This is a genomic window from Streptomyces yaizuensis (genome assembly GCF_034961445.1).
Taxonomy (GTDB): Bacteria; Actinomycetota; Actinomycetes; order Streptomycetales; family Streptomycetaceae; genus Streptomyces; species Streptomyces yaizuensis.
In genome coordinates, this window is record NZ_BSBI01000003.1 from 319,162 (window position 1) to 344,444 (window position 25,283).

Annotated in this window: 24 protein-coding genes and 2 tRNA genes; 16 read left to right on the forward strand and 10 right to left on the reverse strand. The window is 72.1% G+C overall.

From position 1 onward, the window contains the following. Positions 1-2 precede the first annotated feature (2 nt). The gene (locus SYYSPA8_RS09680; protein ID WP_323446616.1) at positions 3-686 is read left to right on the forward strand and encodes an AIM24 family protein; all 684 of its coding nucleotides are present in this window, start codon (positions 3-5) and stop codon (positions 684-686) included. Between the two features lie 19 nt (positions 687-705). Continuing rightward, positions 706-1,443, forward strand: coding sequence for an AIM24 family protein (locus SYYSPA8_RS09685; RefSeq protein ID WP_323446617.1), 738 nt, complete (start codon positions 706-708; stop codon positions 1,441-1,443). Positions 1,444-1,552: 109 nt separating this feature from the next. On the opposite strand, the gene SYYSPA8_RS09690 is transcribed toward SYYSPA8_RS09685, so the two are convergent. Both SYYSPA8_RS09690 and SYYSPA8_RS09695 read right to left on the reverse strand, forming a co-directional pair. Next, entirely contained in the window at positions 1,553-2,104 is a 552-nt protein-coding gene (locus SYYSPA8_RS09690; protein ID WP_323446618.1) for an NUDIX hydrolase, read from the reverse strand. Beyond that, entirely contained in the window at positions 2,101-3,639 is a 1,539-nt protein-coding gene (locus SYYSPA8_RS09695; protein WP_323446619.1) for a zinc-dependent metalloprotease, read from the reverse strand. Before SYYSPA8_RS09695 ends, SYYSPA8_RS09690 begins: the two co-directional genes overlap by 4 nt. Positions 3,640-3,831: 192 nt before the next feature. On the opposite strand from SYYSPA8_RS09695, the gene SYYSPA8_RS09700 reads away from it, so the two are divergent. The 4 genes from SYYSPA8_RS09700 to SYYSPA8_RS09715 all read left to right on the forward strand — a co-directional run bounded on the left by SYYSPA8_RS09700 (position 3,832) and on the right by SYYSPA8_RS09715 (position 7,138). Next, positions 3,832-4,959 (forward strand): SDR family oxidoreductase, encoded by a 1,128-nt coding sequence (locus tag SYYSPA8_RS09700; RefSeq protein WP_323446620.1) that lies wholly within the window; start codon positions 3,832-3,834, stop codon positions 4,957-4,959. A gap of 102 nt (positions 4,960-5,061) precedes the next feature. Beyond that, entirely contained in the window at positions 5,062-5,520 is a 459-nt protein-coding gene (locus SYYSPA8_RS09705; protein WP_323446621.1) for a molybdenum cofactor biosynthesis protein MoaE, read from the forward strand. Between the two features lie 223 nt (positions 5,521-5,743). Then, entirely contained in the window at positions 5,744-5,917 is a 174-nt protein-coding gene (locus SYYSPA8_RS09710) for a hypothetical protein (RefSeq protein WP_323446622.1), read from the forward strand. A gap of 132 nt (positions 5,918-6,049) precedes the next feature. After that, positions 6,050-7,138: a YlbL family protein gene (locus SYYSPA8_RS09715; RefSeq protein ID WP_323446623.1), complete on the forward strand. Its 1,089-nt coding sequence runs from the start codon at positions 6,050-6,052 to the stop codon at positions 7,136-7,138. 112 nt (positions 7,139-7,250) lie between these two features. On the opposite strand, the gene SYYSPA8_RS09720 is transcribed toward SYYSPA8_RS09715, so the two are convergent. Next, entirely contained in the window at positions 7,251-7,871 is a 621-nt protein-coding gene (locus SYYSPA8_RS09720) for a PPA1309 family protein (RefSeq protein ID WP_323446624.1), read from the reverse strand. 155 nt (positions 7,872-8,026) lie between these two features. Between SYYSPA8_RS09720 and SYYSPA8_RS09725 the strand changes: the two genes are divergently transcribed. From SYYSPA8_RS09725 to SYYSPA8_RS09740, 4 genes are all read left to right on the forward strand, one after another. Next, on the forward strand, positions 8,027-10,999 hold the full coding sequence (locus tag SYYSPA8_RS09725) for a UPF0182 family membrane protein (RefSeq protein ID WP_323446912.1): 2,973 nt from the start codon (positions 8,027-8,029) through the stop codon (positions 10,997-10,999). A 129-nt stretch (positions 11,000-11,128) separates the two neighbouring features. Continuing rightward, positions 11,129-11,202 (forward strand) — tRNA-Met (locus tag SYYSPA8_RS09730). Positions 11,203-11,415: 213 nt separating this feature from the next. Beyond that, entirely contained in the window at positions 11,416-13,686 is a 2,271-nt protein-coding gene (locus SYYSPA8_RS09735) for a tetratricopeptide repeat protein (RefSeq protein WP_323446625.1), read from the forward strand. Between the two features lie 97 nt (positions 13,687-13,783). Then, positions 13,784-13,857, forward strand: a tRNA-Met gene (locus SYYSPA8_RS09740). 176 nt (positions 13,858-14,033) lie between these two features. Here SYYSPA8_RS09740 and SYYSPA8_RS09745 read toward each other — a convergent pair. Beyond that, entirely contained in the window at positions 14,034-14,450 is a 417-nt protein-coding gene (locus SYYSPA8_RS09745; RefSeq protein WP_323446626.1) for a Fur family transcriptional regulator, read from the reverse strand. Positions 14,451-14,579: 129 nt separating this feature from the next. On the opposite strand from SYYSPA8_RS09745, the gene SYYSPA8_RS09750 reads away from it, so the two are divergent. Beyond that, complete coding sequence (locus SYYSPA8_RS09750) at positions 14,580-16,031, forward strand: catalase (protein WP_323446627.1); 1,452 nt, start codon at positions 14,580-14,582, stop codon at positions 16,029-16,031. 355 nt (positions 16,032-16,386) lie between these two features. On the opposite strand, the gene SYYSPA8_RS09755 is transcribed toward SYYSPA8_RS09750, so the two are convergent. Then, entirely contained in the window at positions 16,387-16,794 is a 408-nt protein-coding gene (locus SYYSPA8_RS09755; RefSeq protein WP_323446628.1) for a CBS domain-containing protein, read from the reverse strand. 179 nt (positions 16,795-16,973) lie between these two features. Continuing rightward, entirely contained in the window at positions 16,974-17,774 is an 801-nt protein-coding gene (hisN, locus tag SYYSPA8_RS09760) for a histidinol-phosphatase (protein ID WP_323446629.1), read from the reverse strand. Between the two features lie 149 nt (positions 17,775-17,923). Between hisN and SYYSPA8_RS09765 the strand changes: the two genes are divergently transcribed. Then, positions 17,924-18,559, forward strand: coding sequence for a TetR/AcrR family transcriptional regulator (locus SYYSPA8_RS09765; protein ID WP_323446630.1), 636 nt, complete (start codon positions 17,924-17,926; stop codon positions 18,557-18,559). Here the strand turns inward: SYYSPA8_RS09765 and SYYSPA8_RS09770 are convergent. From SYYSPA8_RS09770 to SYYSPA8_RS09785, 4 genes are all read right to left on the reverse strand, one after another. Continuing rightward, positions 18,535-18,858 carry a DMT family transporter gene (locus SYYSPA8_RS09770; protein ID WP_323446631.1) on the reverse strand — a complete coding sequence of 108 codons (324 nt, stop codon included), beginning with the start codon at positions 18,856-18,858 and terminating at the stop codon, positions 18,535-18,537. The two genes, SYYSPA8_RS09765 and SYYSPA8_RS09770, sit on opposite strands and share 25 nt — an antisense overlap. A 202-nt stretch (positions 18,859-19,060) precedes the next feature. Beyond that, positions 19,061-20,074, reverse strand: a complete 1,014-nt coding sequence (gene rsgA / locus SYYSPA8_RS09775; protein WP_323446632.1) for a ribosome small subunit-dependent GTPase A — start codon at positions 20,072-20,074, stop codon at positions 19,061-19,063. A 12-nt stretch (positions 20,075-20,086) separates the two neighbouring features. Beyond that, positions 20,087-21,409, reverse strand: a complete 1,323-nt coding sequence (aroA, locus tag SYYSPA8_RS09780; protein WP_323446633.1) for a 3-phosphoshikimate 1-carboxyvinyltransferase — start codon at positions 21,407-21,409, stop codon at positions 20,087-20,089. A 196-nt stretch (positions 21,410-21,605) separates the two neighbouring features. After that, positions 21,606-22,346, reverse strand: a complete 741-nt coding sequence (locus tag SYYSPA8_RS09785; protein WP_323446634.1) for a M50 family metallopeptidase — start codon at positions 22,344-22,346, stop codon at positions 21,606-21,608. A gap of 49 nt (positions 22,347-22,395) precedes the next feature. Between SYYSPA8_RS09785 and SYYSPA8_RS09790 the strand changes: the two genes are divergently transcribed. From SYYSPA8_RS09790 to rsrA, 4 genes are all read left to right on the forward strand, one after another. Beyond that, complete coding sequence (locus tag SYYSPA8_RS09790; RefSeq protein ID WP_323446635.1) at positions 22,396-23,211, forward strand: SOS response-associated peptidase; 816 nt, start codon at positions 22,396-22,398, stop codon at positions 23,209-23,211. Positions 23,212-23,435: 224 nt separating this feature from the next. Next, positions 23,436-24,032, forward strand: coding sequence for an alpha/beta hydrolase family protein (locus SYYSPA8_RS09795; protein WP_323446913.1), 597 nt, complete (start codon positions 23,436-23,438; stop codon positions 24,030-24,032). A 254-nt stretch (positions 24,033-24,286) separates the two neighbouring features. Then, positions 24,287-24,940, forward strand: coding sequence for a sigma-70 family RNA polymerase sigma factor (locus SYYSPA8_RS09800; protein WP_323446636.1), 654 nt, complete (start codon positions 24,287-24,289; stop codon positions 24,938-24,940). Next, positions 24,937-25,272 carry a mycothiol system anti-sigma-R factor gene (gene rsrA, locus SYYSPA8_RS09805; protein WP_323446637.1) on the forward strand — a complete coding sequence of 112 codons (336 nt, stop codon included), beginning with the start codon at positions 24,937-24,939 and terminating at the stop codon, positions 25,270-25,272. The genes SYYSPA8_RS09800 and rsrA overlap by 4 nt, the downstream gene beginning before the upstream one ends. Positions 25,273-25,283 lie beyond the last annotated feature (11 nt).

The following is a 25,283-nucleotide window of genomic DNA, read 5'->3' on the forward strand; positions in this document are numbered from 1 at the left end:
CAATGGAACAGCAGCAACTCGCGGGCTACGCCCCCACCCCCCTGACGGCCCGGATGGAGAACCACGGCAGCACCATGCTGAAGGTCGCCATGGCCACCGGCCACGACCTCTTCGCGCGGACCGGGTCGATCGTGTCCTACGAGGGCTTCGTCCAGTACGAGCCGAATCCGCCCGCCGCCCGCCAGGCCGCCGCCCAGTGGATCTCCGGGGAGGGCGCGCCGGTGATGAAGTGCTCCGGCGACGGCGTGCTCTACCTCGCCGACTACGGCGCCGACGTCGTCGTCATCCACCTCGACAACGACGCGATCTCGGTCAACGGCACCAACGTGCTCGCCTTCGACGCGCACCTCCAGTGGGGCGTCGAACGGGTCAAGGGGCCGGCCAAACTGGCCGGGCAGGGCCTGTGGAACGTACAGATCGCGGGCACCGGCTGGCTCGCCCTCACCTCCCGGGGCATCCCGATCGTCGTGGACTGCGGCCGGGGCGAGGACGAGACCTGTGTCGACCCGGACGCACTCGTCGCCTGGTCACCGCAGCTCAAAGTGAAGGGGAAGCGCAGCTTCACCGCGTCGTCGCTGGTTGGGCGCGGCAGCGGGGAGGCGTACCAGTTGGCCTTCTCGGGCCAGGGCATCGTCGTCGTCCAGCCCAGCGAGGACAGCTCGGACCGGCTGCGGATCCAGGGCTGAGGGGGAGCGGAACACCACCATGCAGAGCGCACTGTTTCACCACGCGGAGCAGCAGTCCCAGGGACGCTATGTGCTCCAGAACCCCCAGCTGCTGAGGGTCGCCCTCCAGGGCGACGACGTACTCGCCCGCAAGGGCGCCATGGTCGCCTACCAGGGGATGATCGACTTCGACGGCGAGTACGAGCCGTCCTTCCGGCGCGGGGAGCGGCGGCGCGCCGGTGAGAAGCTGGAGCTGATGCGCTGCTCCGGGCAGGGCACCGTCTTTCTCGCCAACCTCGCCCAGCACATCCATGTCGTGGACGTCGACCCGGAGGGTCTGACGGTCGACAGCGACTACGTCCTCGCGCTCGACGCCGCGCTGCACACCGAGCTGATCGCCGTGGACAGCCAGTACGGCATTTCCGGCTCCGGCAAGCACCAGCTGAACATCAGCGGCCGGGGCCGGGTCGCCCTGATGACCTCGGGCCTGCCGCTGATGATGCGGATCACCCCGGAGACATCGGTCAACGTCGACGCGGACGCGATCGTCGCCTGGTCGACGGCGCTGCGGGTGCAGATGCAGGCGCAGACGCACTCCGCCCCCGTCCACCGGCGGCGCGGATCCACCGGGGAGGGCTGGGAGCTGAGCTTCCTCGGCCACGGCTTCGCCCTCGTCCAGCCCAGCGAGGTGCTGCCGCCGCAGCACGCGCGGATCGGCGAAGGGCTGCGCGGCCGCTTCGGCAACGACGGACGCAACCCGGGCAACTCCTGGACCTGAGACACAGGAGCCCGGACCTGAGACGCGAGACCCCGGACCTGACTGGGAAACGGGAGCGGGGCGGCCCCCCTGGAGGGACCGCCCCGCATCCTGAGCACACCGGCGTGGCTCAGCGGGCCGCCGTCCGGTCCAGCGCCGCCCGGGTGCGCTCGACCAGCCGTACGACCGACTCGTCGGCCACGCCCGCCACCTCGTCGTATCCGTACCACCGCAGATCCAGCGACTCGTCGCTGATCTCCGCCACCGCGCCCGCCGGGGCCAGCGCCGCGTACTGCACATCCAGGTGCCAGTGGCAGGGCGCCGGGATCGGATGCCGGTCGAGCCGCACCGGGCCGCCGTCCAGCAGGGTCAGACCCCGGATACCGGACTCCTCGCCGGCCTCGCGCAGCGCCGCGTCGGCCAGTGTCCGGTCCCCGGGCTCGCAGTGGCCGCCCATCTGGAGCCACATCCCCAGCTTGCGGTGGAGCGTCAGCAGCACCCGCCCGCGCTCCGGGTCGACGACCAGGGCGCTGGCCGTCAGATGCCCCTCACCGCAGGCCTTCCACATGCCGTCGGGGTACGCCGCCAGATGGTCCAGATAGAGCCGTCGCAGCTCGTCCTGGTCCGGCGCAGCGCCGTCGTACTCCTTCAGCGTCCGTACGGCGTCCTCGTGCAGGCTCACCGGCCGGATCCACCCTTGCCCTCGTCGCCGTCGCCGCGCTCCTGGCCGTCCTGCGGCCCCTCGCCGCCCTTGGCGTCGTCGGCATCAGCACCAGCATCAGCATCAGCGCCGGCGTCGTCTGCGGACCGTGTGCCCGCCGTGCCCGCCGCGCCACCGGCGGAGCCCTGGGACGCCGCCTCACCGAGCATCCGGTCCAGCTCGGAGAAGTCCAGGTGCTCCCGGTGGACAAAACCGTCCGGGTCGTCCAGGTCGGAGGCGGTCGGCAGCATGTCCGGGTGCTCCCACAGGGCGTCCCGGCCGTCCACGCCGCGCGCGTCCGTGAGCGAGGCCCACAGCCGTGCCGCGTCCCGCAGCCGGCGCGGACGCAGCTGGAGACCGATCAGCGTGGCGAAGGTCTGCTCGGCGGGGCCACCGGAGGCACGCCGCCTGCGCAGCGTCTCGCGCAGGGCTCCGGCCGAGGTCAGCCGGGATGCGGCCGCCTCGTGGACCACCGCGTCGACCCAGCCCTCGACCAGCGCGAGCGCCGTCTCCAGCCGGGCCAGCGCGGCCTTCTGCTCCGGGGTGTCCTCCGGCTGGAACATGCCCTGCTGGAGTGCTTCCTGCAACTGCTCCGGATGCGTCGGGTCGAACTGCCCGACCACGTCCTCCAGCTTGCGCGTGTCGACCGTGATGCCACGGGCGTAGCCCTCGACCGCACCGAACAGATGCGACCGCAGCCACGGCACATGGGCGAAGAGCCGCTGGTGGGCGGCCTCGCGCAGCGCCAGGTAGAGCCGGACCTCCTCCTTCGGCACACCGAGGTCCTTGCCCAGCGCGGCCACGTTCAGCGGGAGGAGCGCGGCCTTGCCGGCGGGGCCGAGCGGCAGACCGATGTCGGTCGAGCCGACCACCTCGCCCGCCAGCACACCGACGGCCTGCCCGATCTGCTGACCGAACATCGCGCCGCCCATGGACCGCATCATGCCGATCAGCGGGCCCGCCATGGCCTGCATCTCCTCGGGCAGCACACCGCCCATGGCCATGCCGACGCGCTCGGCGACCGGGTCCGCCAGCCGGCGCCACGCGGGCAGGGTCTCCTCGACCCACTCGGCGCGGCTCCAGGCGACGGCGGTGCTCGCGCCCGACGGCAGCGAGGTCACCCCGTCCAGCCAGAGGTCGGCCAGGCGCAGCGCCTCCTCGACGGCGGTCCGCTCGGCGGGGCCCACGCTCTCGTCCTTGGTGCCGTCCGCGGTGCCCTGGGAGACGGTCTGGCGGGCGATCTGCTTGGCCATGTCCCAGTTCACCGGGCCGCCCTCATAGCTCAGCATCTGGCCGAGCTGCTGAAAGGCCGCGCCCAGGTCATTGGGGTTCAGCGACCCGAACATGGCGGCGAAGGGATTGTCCCCGCCGCCGCTCCCGGGGCCGAATCCGAAGGGATTGGCCGGGGTGGAGCCGCCGGCGCCGTGGCCACCGCCGGCGGGATCCTTCTTCTTGCCCTCGTCGCCGTTCTCCGGCTCCTCCGGCGGAAGGCCGAATCCGAATGGGGTGTCACTCACGGGTTTCCTCGGCTCGTAGGGCCGCCGGCTTCCTGCCGGCGGCGAATGCCCGACAACACACCCCAGCGTAGACATCCGCGCCCGCCTGTGGGCTCGGTGCTCCGCCGACTCGTGGCCTGGGGCAGGATGGACGCCACCTGGTACGTACGCGTCATGCGCCCATGTACTGAAGACAACCGCTGGAGACCCCTGGTGAGTTCCCCAGATCCACAGGTTCGCGGAGCGCGAAACCGATCGACCCCGTCGCCCGGCGGCGGGCCCAAAGGACGTGGGCCCGTCGTCGCGGTCACCGGCGCCGCCACCGGCGTCGGTGATCTCCTGACGCGCCGGCTCGCCGCGTCCGACGAGGTCAAGCAGGTGGTCGCGATCGACGAGCGCCGGGGCGAGGTCTCCGAGGCGCAGTGGCACATCCTCGATGTCCGCGACCCGGCGATCGCCGAGAAGCTGCGGGGCGCGGACGTCGTGGTGCACCTGGCGCTCGATCTCGACCTGGAGACCGACGCCGCCGCCCGGACCGCGTACAACGTACGCGGAACGCAGACCGTGCTCACCGCCGCGGCGGCGGCCGGGGTGCGGCGGGTGGTCCTGTGCACCTCGGCGATGGTCTACGGGGCGCTGCCGGAGAACGACATCCCGCTCTCCGAGGACGCGGAGCTGCGGGCCACGGCCGAGGCCACCGGCGTCGGCGACCTGCTGGAGATCGAACGTCTGGGGCGCCGGGCACCGCGCGCCCACCCCGGGCTCAATGTGACGGTGGTCCGGCCCGCTGTCCTGGTCGGGGGCACCGACACCGCGCTGACCCGCTACTTCGAGTCGCCTCGGCTGCTGGTCGTGGCCGGATCTCGCCCCACCTGGCAGTTCTGCCATGTCGAGGACCTGGTGAGCGCGCTGGAGTACGCCGCTCTGGAGAAGGTCGATGGCGAGCTGGCGGTCGGCTGCGACGGCTGGCTGGAACAGGACGAGGTCGAGGAGCTGAGCGGCATCCGGCGGATGGAGCTGCCGTCGGCGGTGGCCCTCGGCGCGGCCGCCCGGCTGCACCGCATCGGGCTCACGCCGTCACCCGCCGGTGACCTCGCGTACACGATGCACCCGTGGGTGGTGAGCGTGAGCCGGCTCCACGACGCGGGCTGGCGGCCGCAGTGGACGAACGAGGAGGTGCTGGCCGCCCTCCTGGAGGAGGTCGAGGGCCGGCACACGGTCGCGGGCCGCCGGCTGGGGCGCAAGGACGCCACGGCGGCGGGTGCCGCCGGTGCGACGGTCGCGCTCCTCGGCACGGCGGCGCTGGTGCGGCGGGCCCGCAAGGCCCGGCGGCGGATGTAGCGACCCGGAGGCGGGCCGGGAGCCCCCGCCGTGCCGCCCGGGGCCGGTGGCCGGGGTGGGGGTGTTTTCCGGGTTGTCAGTGGGGTGCGGCACGATGAGTGCATGGGCATCAGTGACGACCATCCGGGTGAGCGGACGGGGCCGGACCCGATCCGTCTGCTGGCGATCCGCGACACCCCTCTCTCCCTGGACGAGGTCTTCGCGGCGGTGGGTGACGCCGCCGCCGGGGGCACCGCCCTGTTCGTCGGCACGGTGCGTGACCACGACGGCGGTGCGGCGGTCGACGGCCTGGGCTATTCGAGCCATCCGTCGGCGGAGGCCGAGCTGCGCCGGACGGCCGAGGCGATCACGGAGAAATACCCGGTGCGGGCGCTGGCCGCCGTCCACCGGGTGGGTGAGCTGGCGATCGGCGACCTGGCGGTGGTCGTGGCGGTGGCGTGCGCCCATCGGAGTGACGCGTTCGACGCCTGCCGTGAGCTGATAGACGTCCTCAAGCGCGATGTCCCCATCTGGAAACACCAGACGTTCTCGGACGGGACCGATGAGTGGGTGGGCGCGTAAGCGCTCGTTGAGGGGTGGTGGTCGAGCGGCGGGTGGGCGCGTGGAGCCTCGGTGAGGCGCGCTTGTCGCAGTCCCGGCGTTCGGGGGACGCGGGGGTGCTGAAACCCCGCCGGAGGCCAAGCGCCCGATTTGCGTAACCGCCCCCCTGCCCTGAGCGTTGAACTGGCAGATGGCTAATCTGCTGATCACTCAGTTGGGGATGTCATGGGGTAGGGAGGTCACGATGGCAGCGCTCGCCTGGTTGCTGATTCCGCTCTTTGCTGTTGTCGGCGCGGCGATATGGGGAGGCTGGGCCGCCCGGAACCGGACAACCGGCGATGTCGCCGAGTTGGCCGGTTATGCGCGGTTCCGCGATGCGATGGAGAAGGCCGCTTCCGGTAATACGACGGCCGAGTAGCCGGCCGGACGGCGCGGTCATCGTCCCGTCCGCGGGGTGCCCCGCCCGCCGCCGTCGTGCGGCCTGTCGCCCCCGCCCCGGACGGACCGGCCCGGACAGTGCGTCCCCGGTCGTGTCCCGTACTGTCGTTCCATGCCACGCCGCACCGCGACGATGCTCGCCTCCACTTTGATCTTCATCGCGCTGATCTGTGCCGGAGTCCTCGTCCCCGTGCCGTACGCGGAGATGTCGCCGGGGCCGACCTTCAACACCCTCGGCAACGCGGGCGGCGAACCGGTTCTGCGGATCTCCGGCCGCAAGACGTACCCCACCAAGGGCCATCTGAACATGACCACGGTCCGGGTCACCGGGGCCGACTACCGGATGAACCTGGTGGAGACGGTGTACGGCTGGCTGGCCCACGACCAGGTGGTGGTGCCGCACGAGACCCTCTATCCGGACGGGAAGACGGAGGAGGAGTCGACGCAGGAGAACGCGGAGGAGTTCACCCAGTCGCAGGAGAGCGCGAAGGTGGCCGCGCTGAAGGAGCTGAAGATCCCCGTGCGCGCGCAGGTCGTCGTCTCCACGGTGGTCAAGGACAGCCCCGCCGAGGACCGGCTGCACGCCGGGGACGTGATCCGCGCGGTGGACGGGAAGCCCGTGACGGAGCCGGAGGACGTGGCGGCCCTGGTGACCCAACGCAAGCCGGGGGAGAAGGTCGTCTTCACGATCGTTCCGGCCAAGGAGGCCGTGGCGGCGGAGAAGGCCGGGAAGCAGCCCACGATCACCGACGATGTGACCATCACCACGGCGAAGTCCCCGGAGACGGGCAAGGCGATCGTCGGCATCCAGGCCGGGACGGACCACACGTTCCCCTTCACCATCGACATCAATCTCGCCGATGTCGGCGGGCCCAGCGCGGGACTGATGTTCGCGCTCGGCATCGTGGACAAGCTCACCCCCGGTGATCTGACCGGCGGGAAGTTCGTCGCGGGCACCGGCACGATCGACGACGAGGGCAAGGTCGGCCCCATCGGCGGGATCGAGATGAAGCTGGTCGGCGCCCGTCAGGCCGGCGCCGAGTACTTCCTCGTGCCGCAGGCCAACTGCCGGGCGGCCGCTTCCGACATCCCCGACGGGCTGACGCTGGTGAAGGTGGACACCATCGCCGACGCGACGGCGTCCCTGGAGAAGATCAGGTCCGGGCGGACCGCCGGGCTGCCCTCCTGCGCCGCCGGCTGAACCCCGGGGCGGGGCGGGTACCGGTCCCGGATCGGTCCCGGTCCCGCACCCGCCACGCCCGGAGGTCCATGACGGACCCGGCGGTTTACGTCGTTTGCGTCGTTTACGTCGGTTACGACTCGAAGGTGGCCGCCAGCGCCTCCGCCAGCCCCGGTACCAGGTCGGAGCCGGTCAGCACCTCGTTCGGGGAGTCCTTCTCCCGCAGCCGCAGGGCCGACTCGCGGGCGCCGTCGCGCAGTACCGCCACGGTCATGCGGACCTCCTGGCGGTTCGGGTGCGCGGAGACCCACCGGGCGAGGGACTTCTCGTCCAGGTTGTCCGGGACGGACGCCTCCGCCGACGGCGGCAGCATCTGGCGTTCGACCGTCAACGCGCATCCGGCGACGGCGTCCGGCCAGGCGATGGTGCCGAGGAACTCGTCGAGGGGGGTGCCGGCCGGGATCTCGTCCTGCTCGACCGGGGTGAGGACCGGGGCGGCCTCGTCGCCGTCGAGGCCGAGCTGGGCGGCGAGACCGGGTTCCTGGGCGCGCAGCCGCGCGGTGTCGACCAGGGCGAACAGCCGCGCGGGCTGGTCCCAGCCGAGCCCCGAGGCGTATGCGTCGATTTCGAGGACGGCGCGGGTCAGCGGGCTCGCGGCGACCGGGCCGGACCCGGCGGGTGCCGGGCCGTTGCCGCCGGAGGGGTCCTGGGGGGACCCGGCGGCGGAGGGGGTGGAAGGGGAAACATTGGACATGCCCAATATCCTGCCTCCTCCGGGACCCCAGACGGGAACTAGGTAAAGCCTCGGTAAGTTGCATGAGTGGGGCTCTAGGATCGCGGGGCCCGATTTGACAGACCGCGAATATTCACCCGACCGCGAACTTCGAGGTGCGCACGTTGGCTTTCCAGATGCCGGACCGCGGCGGAGGCCCCCCGACCGGGCCACGGATCAGAGTGGGCCGCCCGTCCCGGCGTGTCCGCACCCTGCTGATGACACTGGGGGTGCTGGCAGTCCTGGCCATGGCGTTCGTCATGTTCGCCGGGTTCTGGACCGACTGGCTCTGGTACCGATCCGTCAAATACTCATCGGTGTTCACCACCACCCTGTTGACCAAGATCGGGCTCTTCGCCGTCTTCGGTCTGCTGATGGCCACGGCCGTCGGGGTGAACATCTGGCTCGCCCACCGGCTGCGGCCGCCGCTCAGCGCGATGTCGCTGGAGCAGCAGAGCCTCGACCGGTACCGCATGGGCATCGCCCCGTACAAGAAGTGGGTCCTCCTCGCGGTCACCGCCCTCGTCGGGCTGATCGCCGGGGCCTCGGCCACCGGTCAGTGGCGGACCTGGCTGATGTGGATCCACGGCGTGCCCTTCGGCGAGAAGGACCCGCAGTTCCAGATGGACGTGTCGTTCTACGCGTTCGACCTGCCCTGGTACCGCTTCCTGCTGGGCTTCGGTTTCGCGACCGTGGTCCTGTCGCTGATCGCCGCCGCGCTGACGCACTACCTGTACGGCGGGCTGCGGGTCACCAGCCCCGGCGCGCGCGCGACCGGCGCGGCCACCGGGCACCTCTCGGTGCTGCTGGGGGTCTTCGTCTCGCTGAAGGCGGTGGCGTACTGGCTGGACCGGTACGGCCTCGCGGTGAAGTCCAGCGACTTCAAGGCGACGGGGAACTGGACCGGCCTGCGGTATGTCGACGCCAATGCCTATCTCCCGGCGAAGACGATCCTCTTCTGCATCGCCGTGATCTGCGCGGTGCTCTTCTTCGCGACGCTCTGGCGCCGCACCTGGCAGCTGCCGGTGATCGGCTTCGGCCTGATGGTCCTGTCGGCGATCCTGATCGGTGGCCTCTACCCGGCCATCGTGCAGAAGTTCCAGGTCCAGCCGAACGAGCAGGCCAAGGAGAGCCCGTACATCCAGAAGAACATCGATGCCACCCGCAAGGCGTACGGCATCGACAGCGCCAAGCAGGAGGACTACGCCGGTACGAGTGATCCGACCCGCAAGGCGCAGCAGCGCGAGGACGCGAAGTCGGCGGCCAGCTATCGCGTGGTCGACTCCAACATCGTCTCGCCGGCGTTCCAGCAGCGGCAGCAGGAGCGGAAGTACTACCAGTTCCCGGCGACGCTCGACGTGGACCGGTACGCCGGCCCCGACGGGAAGCCGCAGGACACCGTCATCGGTCTGCGCGAGCTGGACCTCGACGGCATCCCCAAGCGGAACTGGATCAACGACCACTTCACCTACACCCACGGCTACGGCGCGATCGCGGCCAAGGGCACCAGCGTGATCACCGACTCGGCGGAGGGCACGGTGGGGTCGCCGGACTTCACGGAGTCCGGGCTGCCGACCGAGGGCCAGCTGAGCCGGGACAACCCGGGCGGCAAGTACGAGCAGCGGATCTACTACGGCGAGAAGACCGAGCAGTACTCGATCGTCGGCGGACCGCAGAAGGAGCTGGACTACGAGGCCAGCGGCAGCAGCACGAAGTACACCAGCTACCGGGGCAACAGCGGCGTCAGCCTCTCCAACACGCTGAACCGCGCCGCGTACGCGGTGGCCTTCAACGAGCCGCAGATCCTGTACTCGGGAGCGGTCGGCGAGGGTTCGAAGATCCTCTACAACCGCACGCCCAAGGAGCGGGTCGAGGCGGTGGCGCCGTGGCTCACCATCGACGGTGACGCCTACCCGGCGGTGGTCGACGGCCGGATCCAGTGGATCGTCGACGCCTACACGACCACCAACAGCTACCCGTACGCGTCGCGGACGACCCTCGGGGACACCACCGAGGACTCGCTGACCACCAACCAGCGGGCCGTCGTCGCCCAGCAGAACCAGGTCAACTACATCCGCAACTCGGTGAAGGCGACCGTCGACGCCTACGACGGCTCGGTGAAGCTCTACGAGTGGGACACCAAGGACCCGATCCTGAAGACCTGGATGAAGGCGTTCCCGGGCACGGTCGAGTCCAAGGGCGACATCCCGGCGGAGCTGAAGTCGCATCTGCGCTATCCGCAGGACATGTTCAAGGTGCAGCGCGAGCTGCTGACCCGGTACCACGTCACGGAGCCCGAGCAGTTCTACAGCGGCAGTGACGCCTGGCAGGTGCCGGACGACCCGACGAACAAGAAGGGCAGTGCGGTCCCGCCGTACTACCTGAGCCTGAAGATGCCGGGCGAGAGCGCGCAGAAGTTCTCGCTGACGACGACGTTCACCCCGGCGGGCCGCCCCAACCTGGGCGCGTTCATGGCGGTGGACGCCGACGCCAACAGTTCGGCGTACGGCTCGATAAGGCTGCTCAGAGTGACGGAGACGGTCCAGGGGCCGTCGCAGGTGCAGTCCGAGCTGAACGGTGTGCCGGAGGTCGCCACCTTCGTCCGCGACCTCAGGGGCACCGACTCGGACATCGAGTACGGAAACCTGCTCACCATCCCGCTGGACGGCGGCTTCCTCTATGTCGAACCGGTCTACGCCCGGGGTGGCAGCGCCAACTATCCGCTGCTGAGGAAGGTGGCCGCCGCCTACGGCGGAGGCAAGCCGGTCTTCAAGGACTCCCTGGACGAGGCGCTCGACGCGGTCTTCGAGCAGGAGGGCGGTACGGAGACTCCGCCCCCGCCGCCTCCGCCGAAGGAGGGCGAGACCGAGCGGCCCACGCCACCGGCGACCGGTGACGCGGCCCTCAAGGACGCCATCGCCGATGTCCTCAAGGCCAATGAGGAGGCCAACGCGGCGCTGGACAAGGATCCGAAGGACTGGGGCGCCTACGGCAGGGCCCAGGAGGAGCTGGAGAAGGCGCTGGACCGCCTCGAAGCGGCCCAGCGGGGGAACCCGGGCTCGAACCGGGATCCAGCCGGGCAGCGGCCGGCAGCGCCCTCGCAGACCTGACGGGGGGCGGTGGGCCGGCGGGGCATCGCGCCCCGCCGGCCCACCGGGCTCCTCGCCGAGCGAGATCCACCGGGCACGGCCGCCCGGGCAGGCGGCATCCCGCACCGTGATAGTGTGTGAACACAACGACGCGGGGTGGAGCAGCTCGGTAGCTCGCTGGGCTCATAACCCAGAGGTCGCAGGTTCAAATCCTGTCCCCGCTACTGTTTATCGAAGAGGGCCCGGATCCTTGAGGATCCGGGCCCTCTCCGTGCGTCATGGTGAGGGCCGGGGGGCCGGGGGGCGGAAGTGCCGGGGCGGGCGCAGGGTGGTGGACCGCGTTTGATTTATCTCTCTGTGGGCAAGTCGACAAAACACTGAAGTGACCTTCCCGGTTGCGGTATACCGGGTGTGAGCGGGTTGCAGGTGGTGCGACGATGGAATATATGGGGGACAGGGCAACTCTGTTGGAGACAGGGCGGTTTGTGCAGCGACATGCCGGGAGCGCAGCGGGATCGGTCCCGCCTGTGCCGGACGGCACCGCAGCGGCCGCCCCGACCGCCGCACGCCGGGGCTCCGGCAACCGGACCGGCGGCGGCACCGGCACCACCGACGCCACCGTCGGGACCGACACGACCGAGCCCGCCGAGAGCATCGACACGAGCGCCCCAGGCGGCGGGACCACCGACACCGTGGAGACCGCGGGAGCCGAGGAGCGCTACCGCCGCGCGGCCGCCGGCGGTGACACCGCCGCGATGAGCGCACTCGGCGCGCTGCTGCTGCGCCGGGGCGACCCGGACGGCGCCGAACCGCATCTGCGCGGCGCGACCGCCGCCGGTGACCGTGCCGCCGCCAACAACCTGGGCGTCCTGCTCCATCAGCGCGGCTACGCCGAGGAGGCGGCCGGCTGGTGGAGGATCGCCGCCGTCGCCGGATCGGCCGCCGCCGCGCACGCCCTGGGACGCCACTTCCGCGAGCGCGGCGACGAACCCGCCGCCGAGTACTGGCTCCGTCAGTCCGCCGAGCAGGGCCATGCGCTGGGCGCGTACGCCCTGGCCGAACTCCTGGAGCACCGCAGCGACGTCGGTGCCGAACGCTGGCTGCGGGCGGCGGCCGAGCAGGGGCACCGGGAGGCCGCGTTCCGGCTCGCCCGGATGCTGGAGCTGCGCGCCGCCGACGAGGAGCGGCCCGGCGGACACCGGGACACCGGACCGCACTCGGGCACCCGGCTCCGTATCGGGGACTACAGCGCGGTGCACGGCGGACCCGCCCCCTCGGCCCCGGGCCGGGGAGGCACGGCCCCGGGACGGCGCACGGCGGGCACCGGCGCGCCGGGCAACGGCGTACCCCGCAACGGCAGCGGCAACGGCGTATCCGGCACCGGATCGCACCGCACCGGGGCGCCGGCGGTCCGCCCGCACGGCACCGGGCCGCAGCGCACCGCCCCCGGTGCCGCTGCTGCGGCGGCCACCGACAGCGCGACCCGGCTGCGGCTGTCGACCCTCGACGAGGCCGCCCAGTGGTACCGGCAGGCCGCCGCGCGCGGCCACCGCCGCGCCGCCCTCCACCTCGGCGCCATCCTGGAGAAGCGCGGCGACCTCAAGGAGGCCGGGCGCTGGTACCTCACCGCCGCCAAGGACGGCGAGACCCGGGCCGCCTGCGCGCTCGCCTTCCTGCTGCGGGACGCCGGGGACGAGGAGAGCGCCGCCGTCTGGTGGCTGCGCGCCGCCCAGGACGGCGACGGCAACGCCGCCAACGCCCTCGGAGCCCTGCACGCGGCACGCGGCGAGCCGCAGACCGCCGAGCGCTGGTACCGCGCCGCGCTGACGGCCGGCGATGTGAACGGCGCGTACAACCTCGGCCTGCTCTGCGCCACCCAGGATCGCGTCCAGCAGGCCGAGCAGTGGTACCGCCAGGCCGCCTACGCGGGGCACCGGGAGGCCGCCAACGCGCTCGCCGTGCTGCTGCTCCAGGCCGGCGACGCCACCGGGGCCGAGCCCTGGTTCTCCAAGGCCGCCGAGGCGGGCAGCGTGGACGCCGCCTTCAACCTCGGCATTCTCCACGTCGGCCGGGACGACGACCGTACGGCGCTGCTCTGGTACGAGCGGGCGGCGGCCGGCGGTCACACCGAGGCCGCGCTCCAGGTCGGCATCGCCCGGCTGCGCGACGGGGACGAGCACGGCGCCGAACGGCATCTGCGCTGCGCGGCCGGGGGCGGCAGCCCGGAGGCCGCGTTCCGGCTGGCGACCCTGCTCGACTCCCGCCAGCCGCCGCCGGGGCCGCCCGTGCTCGGTGAGCCCATGGGCGAGAAGACCGAGTGCGAGGAGTGGTACGAGCGCGCGGCCGAGCAGGGCCACCGGCGGGCCCAGGTCCGCGTGGGGATGCTCTCCGCGGCCCGCGGGGACATGGCCGGGGCGGCCCGCTGGTACCGCGAGGCCGCGGAGGCGGGCAGCCGCAACGGCGCCTTCAACCTGGGGCTGCTGCTGGCCCGCGAGGGCAGCGAGCGCGAGGCGTCCCTCTGGTGGAGCCGTGCGGCGCGCGCGGGCCACGGCCGGGCGGCCCTGCGCCTGGCCCTGCTGGCCGCCCGCAGGGGCGAGCTGGCCGAGGGCGAGCACTGGTGCGCCCGCGCGGTGGAGCTGGGCCCGGCGGAGGTCGCCGAGCGCGCGGCCCGGCTGCGGGAAGCCCTGCACCAGGAGCTGACCGCGTGATCCCGCCGCCCGCGTTCCCTGTGGCCAGGGGTGTGCGGGGGTACGGGGGAACGGATTTGCACCACCCGGTCGGGTCCCGTAAGGTTGTGTTTACCGACGCGGGGTGGAGCAGCTCGGTAGCTCGCTGGGCTCATAACCCAGAGGTCGCAGGTTCAAATCCTGTCCCCGCTACTCAAGGCCGAAGGCCCGGATCCTGATGGATCCGGGCCTTCGGTGCGTTCACGATCCGGAATGGCGGCAGCCCGGTGACCCGGGCCGTTCGGGGTCGGTTGCGGCTCAGGGGCTCAGGGGCTCAGGGGCTCAGGGGCGGTGGTCGGCGGCGGCCCGGTGGCCGGGCCGGGCGCGGCTCAGACGCTCGCGCAGGACGGGCAGATGCCCCGGTAGGTGACCTCGACATCGGAGATGGTGAAGCCGAAGCGCTCGGAGTCGGGCAGGTCCGCCAGGGGGTTGCCCGCGGGGTGCACATCGCGGATGGCGCCGCACCGGGCGCAGACCAGGTGCTGGTGCGGGCGGTGGGCGTTGGGGTCGTACCGCTTGGCGCGGCGATCGGTGGCCACTTCGAGGATCTCGCCGAGCGAGACCATTTCACCGAGGGTGTTGTAGACGGTCGCACGGGAGATCTCCGGCAGCTTCCGCACTGCCCGCGCGTGGACCTCGTCGGCCGTCAGATGGACATGTTCACCGTCGAGGACCTCGGCCACGACACGCCTCTGCGCAGTCATGCGCCAGCCGCGGCCGCGAAGTCGTTCCAACAGGTCACTCATAGGACCAGCCTAACAGCGGGGGATCAGGATCCCGAACGGGTGTGACTTTGGAAGCTCGCTTGACTTAGACAAAGTCCATCGTAGGATCGGATCGGCACAAGGGCCAGGACGACGATCATGGAGGCGTACGTGACGCAGGGACCGCTCACCACGGAGGCCGGAGCACCGGTCGCCGACAACCAGAACAGCGAGACCGCGGGCGTCGGTGGTCCGGTTCTGGTCCAGGACCAGTCCCTCCTGGAGAAGCTCGCGCACTTCAACCGCGAGCGCATCCCGGAGCGTGTCGTCCACGCGCGGGGCGCGGGTGCCTACGGCACCTTCACCGTCACCGCCGATGTGACGCAGTACACCCGGGCCGCCTTCCTCTCCGAGGTCGGCAAGGAGACGGAGACCTTCCTGCGGTTCTCCACCGTGGCCGGCAACCTCGGCGCGGCGGACGCCGTGCGCGACCCCCGGGGCTTCGCGCTGAAGTTCTACACCGAAGAGGGCAACTACGACCTCGTCGGCAACAACACCCCGGTGTTCTTCATCAAGGACGCCATCAAGTTCCCCGACTTCATCCACACCCAGAAGCGCGACCCCTACTCGGGCTCCCAGGAAGCCGACAACGTCTGGGACTTCTGGGGTCTCTCCCCCGAATCCACCCACCAGGTGACCTGGCTCTTCGGCGACCGGGGCATCCCCGCCTCGTACCGCCACATGAACGGCTACGGATCCCACACCTACCAGTGGAACAACGCCGCCGGTGAAGTCTTCTGGGTGAAGTACCACTTCAAGACCGACCAGGGCATCAAGAGCCTCACCCAGGCCGAAGCCAACCAGCTCGCCGGCGAGGACCCCGACAGCCACCAGCGCGACCTGCGCGAGGCCATCGAACGCCGCGACTTCCCCAGCTGGACCGTGCAGGTCCAGATCATGCCCGCGGCGGACGCGGCCGGCTACCGCTTCAACCCGTTCGACCTCACCAAGGTGTGGCCGCACGAGGACTACCCGCCGATCGAGATCGGCAGGCTGGAACTCAACCGCAACCCCGAGAACATCTTCGCCGAGGTCGAGCAGTCCATCTTCTCGCCCGCCCACTTCGTCCCCGGCATCGGCCCCTCGCCCGACAAGATGCTCCAGGGCCGGCTCTTCGCCTACGGCGACGCCCACCGCTACCGCGTCGGCATCAACGCCGACCACCTGCCGGTCAACCGCCCCCACGCCACCGAAGCCCGCACCAACAGCCGGGACGGCTTCCTGTACGACGGCCGGCACAAGGGCGCCAAGAACTACGAGCCCAACAGCTTCGGCGGCCCCTTCCAGACCGACAAGCCGCTGTGGGCGGCGACCCCGGTCTCCGGCGTCACCGGCGACCACGTGGCCCCCGGCCACACCGAGGACAACGACTTCGTCCAGGCCGGCAACCTGTACCGGCTGATGTCCGACGACGAGAAGGGCCGCCTCGTCGACAACCTGGCCGGCTTCATCGCGAAGGTCTCACGCGACGACATCGCCGAACGGGCGATCAACAACTTCCGTCAGGCCGACGGAGACTTCGGCAAGCGGCTGGAAGCCGCCGTCCAGGCCCTGCGCGGCTGACGGACGCTTGTCGTAGACGGAGGGCCGGATCCACTGTCCAGGGGGGTCCGGCCCTCCCCCCTTTTTTTTGCAGGCTCGGTTCGCCTCCGGGGCGCTGGAGCGAGTGTCGACGGTCGATCGTGCTCTGGGCGTCGTTGCCGGCGTACCGGTGGACCTTCCGCGCGTTCTCCCTTTCGACACCCGCGGCGCCCCTTCGGCTCACTCGCGACAGGGGAACCGTCCAGAGGGCGAGGCGCTTGTTCGGTGCGGGGTGTCTGCGGGTCGGTCACCGGCAGACGCCACCACGGGGTGCGGGTGCTTGTCCGGTGTGGGCGGGCTGCCCCGGACGCAGAGGTCCGGAACGAGCGAGCGGCGGTCAGCCGACCAGGGTGGGCGGGCGGTGGGCGCGGGTCGGGGCCCAGGCGCGGATGATGTCGCGGACGGAGACCACCCCGACCGGGCCCTGCCCGTCCAGCACGATCAGATGCCGGAAACCGCCCCGGGACATCGTCTCGGCGGCCTCCTCCAACGTCCAGGACGGAGCGGCGAAGACGACATCGGTGGTGGTGTGGGTCCCCGCCGTCTCCCGGTCCGGGTCCTGCCCGGCGCCGACCGAGGCGAGGACGTCCCGCTCGGTCAGAATGCCGGGCCCGCCCTCGGTGTCACCGTCGAGGACGACGGCGGCGCCGACCCGGCGCGCGGCCATCAGCCGGGCGGCCTGACGGAGGGTGTGGGCGGGTCCGATGGTGAGGACCACCGTGCTCATGGCGTCACGGACGAGCATGGATGGAGCCACCTCCTTGGGCGACCGGTCCCCTCGGGAACCGATTCACAAGTTCACAAGTGGGGGAATCCTCAGAGTCGCAGCCGGGGCCGGTGGCGGCAAGGGGCCTGGCGGGGACGGTTTTCCCCGTTCCGGTGAATCACCCCTGGGGGTGACGGAATCGATCCGGTGGGCGACGGTCAGGGGCGCCGGCCGAGGTGGCCCAGCAACTCGGCGTGGAGCAGGCCGTTGGAGGCCGCCGCGTTGCCGCTGTGCGGGCCCGGCACACCGTCCAGGCCGGTGAAGGTGCCACCGGCCTCCTGCACCACGACCGCCAGCGCCGCCATGTCCCACAGCGACAGCTCCGGCTCGGCGCACAGGTCGACCGAACCCTCCGCGACCATCATGTACGGCCAGAAGTCGCCGTATCCACGGGTGCGCCAGCAGGCCCGGGTCAGCTCCAGGAAGCCGTCGAGACGCCCCTGCTCCTCCCACCCCGTCAAGGAGGAGAAGGCGAAGGAGGCGTCCTCAAGGCGGCTGACCCCCGACACCCGGATCCTGCTGCCGTCGTCGGCGGAGGGCCCGGTGTACGCGCCGCCGCCCCGCACCGCCCACCAGCGCCGGCCCAGCGCCGGGGCCGAGACCACCCCGACCACCGGCTGGTAGCCGTCCTCGCCCTCCTCCATCAGCGAGATCAGCGTCGCCCAGACCGGCACGCCCCGGACGTAGTTCTTGGTGCCGTCGATCGGGTCGACCACCCAGCGGCGGGGGCCCGACCCCTCCAGGCCGTACTCCTCGCCGAGGATCGCGTCGCCCGGGCGGGCGCGCAGCAGTCCGGCGCGGATCAGCTCCTCGGCCGCCTTGTCCGCCTCGCTCACCGGCGTCATGTCCGGCTTGGTCTCCACCTTCAGGTCCATCGCCCGGAAGCGGTCCATGGTGGCCGCGTCGGCGGCGTCGGCGAGGCTGTGGGCAAGACGCAGATCGTCCTCGTAGTCGGGCATGGCCGCCACTCTACTGAGCCGCCCACGGCGCGTCGGACAGGGTCGGTCCATGGCTCTTGACAGTGCGAGGAGGCCCATCAAACCTGTGCGCAACGCCGTGCGGCACCAGGGCATCGGGCCCGTGCGCCGGGCGGTCTGGGGAGGCGCGTATGCCCACGGCCCGTGAGTCCCTGCTGGACGCCGCCCTGGCGGCACTCGCCCGCGCGCCGTGGACGGCGGTGCGCATGGTCGATGTGGCGGCCGACGCGGGTCTCTCGCGGCAGACGCTCTACAACGAGTTCGGCAGCAAGGACGGGCTGGCCAGGGCGTTGCTGCGGCGGGAGGCCGACAGCTATCTGCACGGCGTCGACCGGCTCCTCGACGAGGCCGGCGGGCCGGTGGATCCGCTGGTCGCCGTCGCGGAGTGGACGGTGGGCCAGGCCCGCGCCCGGCCGCTGCTGCGGGCGCTGCTCACCGGCTGCTGGGGCGAGCGGCTGCCGGCGCCCCGCCCCGTACCGCCGGGGACGGTGCCGACCGGGGTGCCGGCGCAGCGCCGGGCCGACGCCGGGCTGCCGGGTCCGGCGGAGGTGGTGGCACTGGTACGCGAACGCTCGCTCGCCGCGCTGGCGCCGTGCGGCGGGGAGGCGCGGCCCGTGGGGTCGTGGGGGCTCGGCGACCGTTGCGAATTGGCCATGCGGCTCGCGCTCTCCTGCGTGGTCGCGCCCGCGCAGGACGGGGTGGGGACGCTGGTGCGCCGGGCCGTCGCGGGGACGGGCGGTGGTCAGTGCGCCGACCCCGACAGCTGAAGGCCGATCACCCCGACGATGACCAGGCTGATCGACACGATCTTGAGGGCGGAGACCAGGTCGCCGAGGAAGATCATGCCGTAGATCGCGGTACCGGCCGCGCCGATCCCGGTCCACACCGCGTAGGCGGGGCCCACGTCCAGCCGTTTCAGCGCCAGCGTCAGCAGGCCGAAGCTGCTGAGGGCGAAGGCGGCGAACGCGACGGTCGGCCAGAGCCGGGTGAACCCGTGGGACAGCTTCAGACAGACGGCGAACCCCGTCTCCAGCAGCCCGGCGACCACCACCAGCAGCCACGCCATGGACCAGCCTCCCCGTCGGTCGACGACCGCTCCGTCGGATGTGGCGCGATTGTAGGCAGCTGACCGCCCCGGAATGGGGTAATTGTGGGTAATTCACCCTGATCGCGTCGGCGAACCCCGGACCGGAGCCCGGGCCGGAGGCCGTTCCGGAGTCCGGGGTACGAGTCCGGGGTACGAGTCCGGGGCCCGGTCGGGCCGCGGGTCAGTCGCCCTCGTGGCGTTCGCGGGTCGCGAGCAGCCGGCGCAGCGAGTGCAGCCGCGCCGGATCGGCGTGGCCCTCGGCCACCCACGCGTCGAGCGCGCACTCCGGCTCGTCGTGGCTGCACGCGCGCGGGCAGTTCACCGTCCCCGGTTCGAGGTCGGGGAAGGCGAGGATCACCCGCGACGGGTCCACGTGGTTCAGCCCGAAGGACCGCACCCCGGGGGTGTCGATCACCCAGCCGCCCCGCGGGTCCGCGAGCGGCAGGGCGAGCGCGGAGGTGGTGGTGTGCCGGCCGCGCCCGGTGACCGCGTTGACATGCCCGGTGACCCGTCGTCTGTCCTCCGGGACCAGGGCGTTGACCAGCGTGGTCTTGCCCACCCCGGAGTGGCCGACGAAGGCCGTGGTCCGGCCGGACAGATACGCGTGCACCCGGTCGGCTGCGGCCCCGTCCACGAACTCGTCCCGGGTGGTGACGACGTACGGGACGCCCAGCGCCCCGTACATCTCCAGCAGCGCGTCCGGCGGCGCCAGATCCGACTTGGTCAGCACCAGCAGCGGTTCGAGACCGCCGTCGTACGCGGCCACCAGACAGCGGTCGATCAGCCGGGGCCGGGGCTCGGGGTCGGCGAGCGCGGTGACGATGGCGAGCTGGTCCGCGTTGGCGACGACCACCCGCTCGTACGGGTCGTCGTCGTCGGCGGTGCGGCGCAGCACGGAGGAGCGCTCGCCGATGCGGACGATCCGCGCGAGGGTGTCCTTCGCGCCGGAGAGGTCGCCGACCAGCCACACCCGGTCGCCGACCACGGCTGCCTTGCGGCCCAGCTCACGGGCCTTCATCGCGGTGACGACCCGGTCCTCGACGAGACAGGTGAGCCGCCCCCGGTCGACGGTGAGGACCATGCCCTCCGAGGCGTCCTCGTGCTTGGGGCGGATGCTGGTCCGCGGTCGGTTGCCCTTGCGATTGGGGCGGACGCGGATGTCGTCCTCGTCGGGGTTCTTGCCGTAGCGCCGCATGTCAGGCCCCGTTCAGCTTTCCGCCCCGAGCATGGTTGTCCACATCCGGGGGAAGTCGGGGAGGGTCTTCGCGGTGGTCGCCACGTTCTCGATCTCCACGCCCTCGACGGCGAGGCCGATGATCGCTCCGGCGGTCGCCATGCGGTGGTCGTCGTAGGTGTGGAAGACGCCGCCGTGCAGCGCGCGCGGCCGGATGTGCAGACCGTCCTCGGTCTCCGTCACCTCGCCGCCGAGCCCGTTGATCTCGTTCGTGAGCGCCGCCAGCCGGTCGGTCTCGTGGAGTCGCAGATGGGCCACGCCGCGCAGGGTGGAGGGGGAGTCCGCGAGGGCGGCGACGGCCGCGATGCCCGGGGTCAGCTCGCCGACCTCGCTCAGGTCCACGTCGATGCCGTGGATCTTTCCGGTGCCGGTGAAGGTCAGACCGGTCTCCGTCAGCTCGCAGGAGCCGCCCATCCCGGTGAAGATCTCGCGCAGCGCGTCGCCGGGCTGGGTGGTGCGCCGGGGCCAGTCGGGGATGGTGACCCGGCCGCCGGTGATCAGCGCGGCGGCGAGGAAGGGCTGCGCGTTGGAGAGGTCGGGCTCGATGGTGATGTCCCGGCCGAGCACGGCCGAGGGGGAGACCCGCCAGACATTGGGCTCGCCGCCGGTCTCCGGCTCGTCGACCTGGGCGCCGACCGCGCGCAGCATGTCGACGGTCATCCGGATGTGCGGCATCGAGGGCAGCCGGTCGCCCGTGTGGCGGACCTCGACGCCCTGGTTGAAGCGGGGGGCGGAGAGCAGCAGGGCGGAGACGAACTGCGAGGACGAGGAGGCGTCTATCTCGACCGCACCCCCGTCGAGGGCGCCGCTGCCGTGGACGGTCATCGGCAGGGCGCCGCGGCCGTCGTCGTCGATCCGGGCGCCGAGTGCGCGCAGCGCGTCGATCACGCCGTGGAGGGGGCGCTCGTGGGAGCGGGGGTCGCCGTCGAAGCGGACGGGGCCGTCGGCGAGGGTGGCGACGGGCGGGAGGAAGCGCATCACGGTGCCCGCGTTGCCGACGTCGACGGCGGCGGGGCCGTGCAGACCGGCGGGGATGACGCGCCAGGCCTCGCCCTCGCCGTCGGGGCCGACGCCCTCCTCGATGCCGACGCCGAGGGCGCGCAGGGCCTGGGCCATCAGCAGGCTGTCGCGGGAGCGCAGCGGGCGGCGCAGCCAGCCGGGCTCGGCGGCGAGGGCGGCCAGCACCAGGGCACGGTTGGTGACCGATTTCGATCCGGGCACGGTCACCGTCGCGTCGACGGCTCCGGTCGCGTAGGGGGCGGGCCAGAGGGCGGGGTGCACGGGAGCTTCGGTCATGAGCCTTACTTTAGTGGCTCGCCGGAGGCCGCGATCTTGATCAAATACGCCGAAACCGGGGCGTAATCCAGGAGTGATAGGGAGCGATGACGCGGGGTGACCGGCCGGTGGGCCCGGGTGATCACCGGGCGATTCCGGTACGGGGTACGGGGCCGGCTCCGGGGCGCGAGCCTCAGCAGGATCCGTAAGAGGCGGCCTAGAGGTCCAGCAGCCAGGTGCCGCCGCCGATCAGCGAGGTGAGCGACACCACGTGGAAGACCAGCAGCCAGAGCCCGGCGGGCGCGTGGGTGAGCCGGGCGAGCTGGTCCGCGTCCGAGTCCGGGGCGCCGCCGTGCCTCCGCTTGGCCTGGAGCTCGAAGGCGGGCCGTACCCCGCCCAGCAGCAGGAACCAGACCGCCGTGTACGCGAACGCGGCCTGCGGTTCGGGGCCGGCCAGCCAGGAGACCAGCAGGAACGCGGCGCCGGTGAGCACCACGGTGAGCACCCCGTACGCGTTGCGGACCATCACCAGCAGGGCGAGCAGCAGGGCCGTGGCCGCCCAGAGGAGCAGGGTGACGCGGCCCGACGCGAGCAGCCAGGCGCCGCCGAGGCCGAGCAGCGGTGGCGCGGTGTAGCCGGCGGCGGCCGTGAGGATCATGCCGAACCCGGTCGGCCGGCCCCGGCTCACGGTCAGTCCGCTGGTGTCGGAGTGCAGCCGTATGCCCTCCAGGGTGCGGCCGCTGACCAGGGCCATCAGCCCGTGGCCGCCCTCGTGGGCGATGGTGATGGCGTTGCGCGAGAGGAGCCACAGGGGCCGGGGCCCCACGGCGGCGAGGGCGAGCAGGGCCGTCGCCACGACGAGCCAGGTCTCCGGGGGCGGCTGGGTGCCGGTGAGCCGGTCCCAGAGCCCGCCGACGGACGCGCTGCCGAGCGTAAAAGCGGAATGAGTGCTTTCCATTTCTGGGGCGGCTCCTTGTGCGGCGGGCGGGAGTGGCAGTGTGGCACTCATGTGTGGACGGTATGCGGCCAGTCGTCGGCCGGAGGACCTGGTGGACATCTTCGGCGTCGGGGCCTGGGAGCCCGAGGAGACGCTGGCCCCCGACTGGAACGTGGCCCCCACCAAGGAGGTCCACGCGATCCTGGAACGCCCTCTGAAAGACGCGGAGGACCGTCGTCCGGTTCGCCAGCTCCGTCCGCTGCGCTGGGGTCTGGTGCCGTCCTGGGCGAAGACCCCCGAGGGTGCCGCCCGGATGATCAACGCCCGCTCCGAGACGGTGCACGAGAAGCCGTCCTTCCGCGCCGCCTTCACCGCCCGGCGGTGCATCGTGCCCGCCGACGGCTATTACGAGTGGGTGACCGAGGCCGGGGAACGGGAGCTGGAGGAGCAGGGCCGGCGCAAACGCGCCCGCAAGCAGCCCTACTTCGTCACCCCGGCGGACGGCTCGGTCCTCGCGATGGCGGGCCTGTACGAGTTCTGGCGGGACCGGACCCTGCCGGACGGGCACCCCAGGGCGTGGTGGGCGACCTGCACGGTGCTGACCACCGAGGCGGAGACCGGGCCGCTCGGGGTGGCGCCGGCCGAGGGCCCGCGCTCGCTGGCCGACATCCACCCCCGGATGCCGCTGATGCTCACCCCCGACCGCTGGGACGCCTGGCTGGATCCGGCGGTCACGGAACCGGAACTGCTCCAGTCGCTGCTCCGGCCGCCGCCGGAGGGGCTGATGCGGGCGTACCCGGTCGGCACGGCGGTCAGCAACGTCCGCAACAACGGGCCGGAGCTGCTGACGGAGCTGGAGGGGCCGGAGGAGGGCACCCTCTTCTGAACCCCGACCTTCCCGAAGGGGCGCACGGGCGGCGGCCCGGGGGCGGCGACCGACACGGGCGACCGACACGGCCGCCCCCGGGCCCCCCACCCCCGTACCTGGCACGGCAGGATGGCCCCGTGACCCCCTCGCGCACCCCGGGCCCCGCCCCCGAACCCGGCGCCGTCCCCGGACCCCCCGCAGCGGTCGAGACCGTCGACACCGGGACCCCCGGGCCCGCCCGGATCGCCTGGTACCCGGCCGCCCGCCCCCGGCTCGTCCTCGCCCTCGGTCACGGCGCCGGCGGCGGCACCGCCACCCGCGACCTGCTCGGCCTCGCCGCCGTCCTCCCCGCCGACGGCGTCACCGTCGCCCTCGTGGAGCAGCCCTGGCGGGTCGCCGGAAAGAAGGTCGCCCCCGCCCCCGCCACCCTCGACACCGCCTGGCGCGGCCTGTGGCCCGCCCTGCTCGGCGGTGCCCACGGCCTGCCCGTCGTCGCCGGCGGCCGCAGCGCGGGCGCCCGGGTCGCCTGTCGCACCGGCCGGGAGCTGGGCGCCGCCGCCGTGCTCGCGCTCTCCTTCCCCCTTCACCCGCCCGGCCGCCCCGAGCGCTCCCGCGCGGACGAACTCCTCGGCACGGGGCTGCCCACCCTCGTCGTCCAGGGCGACGGCGACCCGTTCGGCAGGCCCGACGAGTTCCCCGAAGGGCCGTACGGGCTGGTGGCGGTGGCCGGGGCGGACCACGGCTTCGCCGTCCCCAAGCGGGCGGGTATCACCGAGCGGCAGACCGTGACAACGATCACAGACGCCGTCCTGGCCTGGACCCGGTCGCCCGGGGAATGACCGCGCGTCCCGCTCTGTTGCAGCGAGTGTCAGGACGTCAGCAGCAGAGCATGGAGTAGGGAGTCCCGCGCATGGGTTCGACCATCTGCCCCCGCCGCACGCGTACCGCCGATCTGGAGTGGACCGTGCTCACGGCGGCGCGGACGGCCCCGCGCCGGGCGCCGGGCGGCGTCGATCGACAGGGGCCCGGGGCCGAAGGTCGACTATTCTCCGAAACGAGCGGGTCCGCACCCGGGCCCGGAGCGTTGGAGGAGGTGGGTCCGGTCACTGGGACCGAAGACGGCCAGACGGCACAGCCCGCGGAGACGGCTGCCGAGCGCAACGCCCGCTTCGAGCGGGACGCTCTCGGTTACCTCGACCAGATGTACTCCGCGGCGCTGCGCATGACGCGCAACCCCGCCGACGCCGAGGACCTGGTGCAGGAGACCTTCGCCAAGGCGTACGGCTCCTTCCACCAGTTCCGCGAGGGCACCAACCTCAAGGCGTGGCTGTACCGGATCCTGACCAACACCTTCATCAACTCGTACCGGAAGAAGCAGCGCGAGCCCCAGCGCAGCGCCGCCGAGGAGATCGAGGACTGGCAGCTCGCCCGCGCCGAGTCGCACATGTCGACCGGGCTGCGCTCCGCCGAGTCCCAGGCCCTCGACCACCTTCCCGACTCCGATGTGAAGTCCGCGCTCCAGGCGATCCCGGAGGAGTTCCGCATCGCCGTCTATCTCGCGGACGTCGAAGGCTTTGCCTACAAGGAGATCGCGGACATCATGGGTACCCCCATCGGTACGGTGATGTCCCGCCTGCACCGCGGCCGTCGCCAGCTGCGCGGCATGCTGGAGGACTACGCGCGTGAGCGCGGGCTCGTCCCCGCCGGCGCGGGGGAGTCGGACGAAGCGAAAGGTTCGGGCTCATGAGCTGCGAAGAGCCGCACGAGACGGACTGCTCGGAGGTGCTCGACCATCTCTATGAGTTCCTCGACCGGGAGATGCCCGAAGGCGACTGCACCAAGTTCGAGTCGCACTTCGAGGAATGCTCGCCCTGCCTGGAGAAGTACGGCCTGGAGCAGGCCGTCAAGAAGCTGGTCAAGCGGTGCTGCGGTCATGACGACGTCCCCTCCGACCTGCGGTCGAAGGTCATGGGCCGGATCGATCTGATCCGCTCCGGCCAGGCCGTCCCCGACGGGGACGTCACCGCCGGACCCGGCACGGAGACCCCCGTCCGGGCGGAGGCCCCCGGGGTCGAGTGATCGTACGCCGT

Excerpts from the sequence above, each read along its gene's own strand:
- SYYSPA8_RS09745 (WP_323446626.1), bottom strand. The coding sequence starts at position 14,450 with ATGAGTGACCTGTTGGAACGACTTCGCGGCCGCGGCTGGCGCATGACT.
- SYYSPA8_RS09785 (WP_323446634.1), bottom strand. The coding sequence starts at position 22,346 with ATGGAAAGCACTCATTCCGCTTTTACGCTCGGCAGCGCGTCCGTCGGC.
- SYYSPA8_RS09715 (WP_323446623.1), top strand. The coding sequence starts at position 6,050 with ATGCCACGCCGCACCGCGACGATGCTCGCCTCCACTTTGATCTTCATC.
- SYYSPA8_RS09770 (WP_323446631.1), bottom strand. The coding sequence starts at position 18,858 with ATGGCGTGGCTGCTGGTGGTGGTCGCCGGGCTGCTGGAGACGGGGTTC.
- SYYSPA8_RS09685 (WP_323446617.1), top strand. The coding sequence starts at position 706 with ATGCAGAGCGCACTGTTTCACCACGCGGAGCAGCAGTCCCAGGGACGC.
- SYYSPA8_RS09735 (WP_323446625.1), top strand. The coding sequence starts at position 11,416 with ATGGAATATATGGGGGACAGGGCAACTCTGTTGGAGACAGGGCGGTTT.
- hisN (WP_323446629.1), bottom strand. The coding sequence starts at position 17,774 with ATGCCCGACTACGAGGACGATCTGCGTCTTGCCCACAGCCTCGCCGAC.
- rsrA (WP_323446637.1), top strand. The coding sequence starts at position 24,937 with ATGAGCTGCGAAGAGCCGCACGAGACGGACTGCTCGGAGGTGCTCGAC.
- aroA (WP_323446633.1), bottom strand. The coding sequence starts at position 21,409 with ATGACCGAAGCTCCCGTGCACCCCGCCCTCTGGCCCGCCCCCTACGCG.
- SYYSPA8_RS09765 (WP_323446630.1), top strand. The coding sequence starts at position 17,924 with ATGCCCACGGCCCGTGAGTCCCTGCTGGACGCCGCCCTGGCGGCACTC.
- SYYSPA8_RS09680 (WP_323446616.1), top strand. The coding sequence starts at position 3 with ATGGAACAGCAGCAACTCGCGGGCTACGCCCCCACCCCCCTGACGGCC.
- SYYSPA8_RS09725 (WP_323446912.1), top strand. The coding sequence starts at position 8,027 with ATGCCGGACCGCGGCGGAGGCCCCCCGACCGGGCCACGGATCAGAGTG.
- SYYSPA8_RS09705 (WP_323446621.1), top strand. The coding sequence starts at position 5,062 with ATGGGCATCAGTGACGACCATCCGGGTGAGCGGACGGGGCCGGACCCG.
- SYYSPA8_RS09755 (WP_323446628.1), bottom strand. The coding sequence starts at position 16,794 with ATGCTCGTCCGTGACGCCATGAGCACGGTGGTCCTCACCATCGGACCC.
- rsgA (WP_323446632.1), bottom strand. The coding sequence starts at position 20,074 with ATGCGGCGCTACGGCAAGAACCCCGACGAGGACGACATCCGCGTCCGC.
- SYYSPA8_RS09710 (WP_323446622.1), top strand. The coding sequence starts at position 5,744 with ATGGCAGCGCTCGCCTGGTTGCTGATTCCGCTCTTTGCTGTTGTCGGC.
- SYYSPA8_RS09720 (WP_323446624.1), bottom strand. The coding sequence starts at position 7,871 with ATGTCCAATGTTTCCCCTTCCACCCCCTCCGCCGCCGGGTCCCCCCAG.
- SYYSPA8_RS09790 (WP_323446635.1), top strand. The coding sequence starts at position 22,396 with ATGTGTGGACGGTATGCGGCCAGTCGTCGGCCGGAGGACCTGGTGGAC.